Annotated in this window: 3 protein-coding genes; 1 reads left to right on the top strand and 2 read right to left on the bottom strand. The window is 30.3% G+C overall.

Annotation, left to right across the window (positions count from 1 at the left end; genetic code table 11):
- A partial coding sequence (locus B2671_RS03325; RefSeq protein ID WP_346869150.1) for an ABC-F family ATP-binding cassette domain-containing protein occupies positions 1 to 1025 on the top strand: 1025 nt, incomplete at its 5' end.
- A 131-nt stretch (positions 1026 to 1156) separates the two neighbouring features.
- On the opposite strand, the gene hcp is transcribed toward B2671_RS03325, so the two are convergent.
- Positions 1157 to 2806, bottom strand: coding sequence for a hydroxylamine reductase (hcp, locus tag B2671_RS03320; RefSeq protein WP_346869149.1), 1650 nt, complete (start codon positions 2804 to 2806; stop codon positions 1157 to 1159).
- A 221-nt stretch (positions 2807 to 3027) separates the two neighbouring features.
- Positions 3028 to 3645, bottom strand: a 618-nt coding sequence (locus B2671_RS03315) for a Crp/Fnr family transcriptional regulator (RefSeq protein WP_346869148.1), incomplete at its 5' end; no start/stop codon positions are given.

Genomic DNA, 3645 nt, shown 5'->3' with positions numbered 1-3645 from the left:
AACTACTTCTTGAAGCTCCTGATATATTACTTTTAGATGAGCCTACTAATTATCTAGATAAAGAGCATATAGAGTGGTTATCTAAATATCTACATGACTATGAAAATGCTTTTGTGGTCATATCCCACGACACTAGCTTTTTAAACAAAATTACAAATGTAATTTTCAATTTAGAGTTTTCCTCTATAAAAAGATATATGGGAAATTATGATAACTTCTTAAAACTACAAGATGAGGAAAGAAAAAGATATATAGCTGAATATACTGCTCAACAAAAGGAAATTCAAAAGCTTCAGAACTTTATTGATAAAAATAAAGTTCGAGCTTCTACTGCAAAAATGGCTAAGGGTAGACAAAAGGCTCTTGATAAAATTGAAAAACTAGAAAAACCAAAAATAATTTCACCTAAACCTAGTTTTTCCTTTAATTTTAAAAGAACCTCTGCTTCCCTTGTGATGAAAAGCTCTAGTCTAACCATTGGCTATAGCTATCCACTTATAAAAAATCTTGATCTTACTTTAAAAAGAGGTGAAAAAATTGCCATTACAGGTTGCAATGGCATAGGTAAATCCACATTTTTAAAGACCATAATGGGAGTAATACCTCCAATAGATGGTGATATAAAACTTGGAGATTATCTGTACCCAGCTTACTTTGAGCAACAGGTTCATGGTTCAGACCATACTCCTCTTGAGGAAGTTTGGGATTCTTTTCCTAAAAAATCTCAAAGCGAAATAAGAGCAGCCCTTGGTCGTTGTGGTATTAAAAATGAGCATATGAACCAAAAACTAAAAACTTTAAGTGGCGGAGAACAATCAAAGGTTAGACTTTGTAAACTTACCTTAACTCCAACAAATTGGCTTTTACTTGATGAACCAACTAACCATTTAGATGCTATCTCTAAGGCTGAACTAAAAAAAGCTCTTATTGATTTTAAGGGTACTCTCCTTTTAGTTTGCCATGAAGTTGATTTCTATAAAGATTTAGCAACTCAGGTTTGGAATATGGAAGAGCTTTTAGTATAATCAGTACAAACATCATTTTATATACAAAAATAAAGGTATTAACTTAATATATAAAGTCAATACCTTTATTTTTACTGATATATTTATAAGTTTAGGATAAATATATTAGGGGTTAATCAGGGGTAAATATATTATCCTAAAAACATTTCTAAATCTTCATCCACAGTTCCTATGCCTGCAATCCCAAAAGTCTCTACTAATACTTTTGCTACATTTGGTGATAAGAATCCTGGAAGTGTCGGTCCTAGATGAATATTTTTTACTCCTAAATAAAGTAATGCTAGAAGTACTATTACAGCTTTTTGCTCATACCACGCTATGTTATAAGCTATAGGAAGTTCATTCACATCATTTAGTTCAAATATTTCTTTTAATTTTAAAGCTATTACAGCTAATGAGTAAGAATCATTACACTGTCCTGCATCTAAAACCCTTGGAATTCCACCTATATCGCCAAGATTTAATTTATTATAACGATATTTAGCACATCCGGCAGTTAATATTACTGTATCTTTTGGTAATTTTTCTGCAAACTCTGTATAATAATTTCTTGATTTCATTCTTCCATCACAACCAGCCATAACAAAGAACTTCTTAATAGCACCAGATTTAACAGCTTCTACTACCTTATCTGCTAAAGCAAATACTTGTGCATGAGCAAAACCACCTACAATTTTACCCTTTTCAATTTCTTTAGGTGATGGTAATTTTTTAGCATGTTCTATAATTTCACTAAAGTCTTTAGCTTTTCCATCTTCTCTATCTTTAATATATTTAAATCCTGGATATCCAGTAGCACCTGTAGTATAAACTCTATCTACATAACTTTCCTTTGGTGGTACTATACAATTTGTTGTAAATAGTATTGGCCCATTAAAAGGTTCAAATTCTTCATTTTGTTTCCACCAAGCATTACCATAGTTACCTACAAAATTAGAATATTTCTTAAAGAATGGATAATAGTGAGCTGGTAACATTTCACCATGAGTATAAACATCTACACCTGTATCTTTTGTTTGTTCTAAAAGCTCTTCTAAATCCTTTAAATCATGTCCTGATATCAATATAGCAGGATTATTTCTAACTCCTATATTTACTTCAGTAATTTCTGGATTTCCATAAGCACCTGTATTGGCAGCATCTAGCATCGCCATAGTATCCACACCAAATTTACCTGTTTCTAAAGTAAGGGCAACTAGTTCATCTGCACTTAATGTATTATCTAATGTAGCTACTAATGCCTTTACCATAAAATCATAAACTTCTTCATTTTCTTTTCCTAAATTTAATGCATGTTCAGCATATGCTGCCATACCTTTTACACCATAAATAATTAATTCTCTAAGAGAACGTACATCTTCATTTTCAGTAGATAATATTCCAACTTCAATAGCCTTTGATTTTTCTAAAAGCTCTAAATCACCTTCTACTACAAAAGTAGCAGCATCATGTAATTCTCCTAAATTTATTCCTTTATGCAGTAATTCTTTCTTAACTTCTTCTCTAAGTTCTATAGCTTCCTTTATTTTTTCAACAAATGCAGAATCATCAAAATTAGCATTTGTAATAGTCATAAATAGTCCACTTACTATGAAATGATTAGCTTTAGGAAATCTAATACCTTTATCTAATCCTTTTTGCTGAAAAATAGCAATTCCCTTTAGTGAATAAATCATTAAATCTTGTAAGTTAGCAACCTTCTCTGTCTTTCCACATACACCTCTTATTGTGCAGCCTGTACCTTTTGCAGTTTCTTGACATTGATAACAAAACATACCCATTTAAAAACCTCCTTTAAAATTTTGTTTTAATTGGTTTTTTTAATCTATATTAATATAATATGTAATTTCATACTTAATTTCGGTATCTCAGGATACCATTGTTAGATATTTGTAAATTTTATAATTATAGATTTTAAATCTATAATCATAATATAGATATTAAAAGAGGCTTTCTCAAAATAGATTTTTCTATTTTAAGAAAGCCTCTCTTGAATAACTCTTTATCCTAGACATTCTTTTAAACTTTTTAGATCAATAATTCTAAAGGAGCTTCTGTGAAAATCTATAATTCCTTCTTCCTTCATATTTATTAGTTCTCTTGAAAGGGAAGGTCTAGATACAAGTATATATTCAGCTAATTCATTTCTCTTTAAAGGTATATCAAAGGTAAGACTGTTATTAATACTATATTGCTGAATTAAGTATGTGCTAATTTTTTTTCTTATACTCTTTAATGAAAGAATTTCTACCTTTTCATTTAAGCTAAGAGCCTTTTTAGCTACTATTTGCAACATATTCTGTATTAAATTTTTATGTCCCTCACACGCTTTATTGCATACTCCTACAATCTTATCTGGGTGCAAAAATAGGATAGTGCAATCAGTATACGCCTCTACAGTTGAAAGCCATCCATCCTTAGAAAAAGCATCTATTTCTCCAAATAAATCTCCTCTTTTTACTCTTGACATCATAACTCTATCACCATCTAAAGTTTCCTTACTAACACTTACTTCACCCTCCAAAACTACTCCTATCCCAGTTAATTTATCTTTTTCAATAGTTATTATATCTCTTTTTTTATAAGCTTTTATGCTAGACTTTAAACAGCTTAATACACT

This window comes from Clostridium sp. UBA5119 (assembly GCF_002414285.1).
GTDB classification, from domain to species: Bacteria; Bacillota; Clostridia; order Clostridiales; family Clostridiaceae; genus Clostridium_J; species Clostridium_J sulfidigenes.
This window is presented reverse-complemented; position numbering and strand designations above follow the sequence as displayed.

What these genes read in the sequence shown, in the direction of transcription:
- hcp (WP_346869149.1), bottom strand. Translation starts at nt 2,806, where the DNA reads ATGGGTATGTTTTGTTATCAATGTCAAGAAACTGCAAAAGGTACAGGC.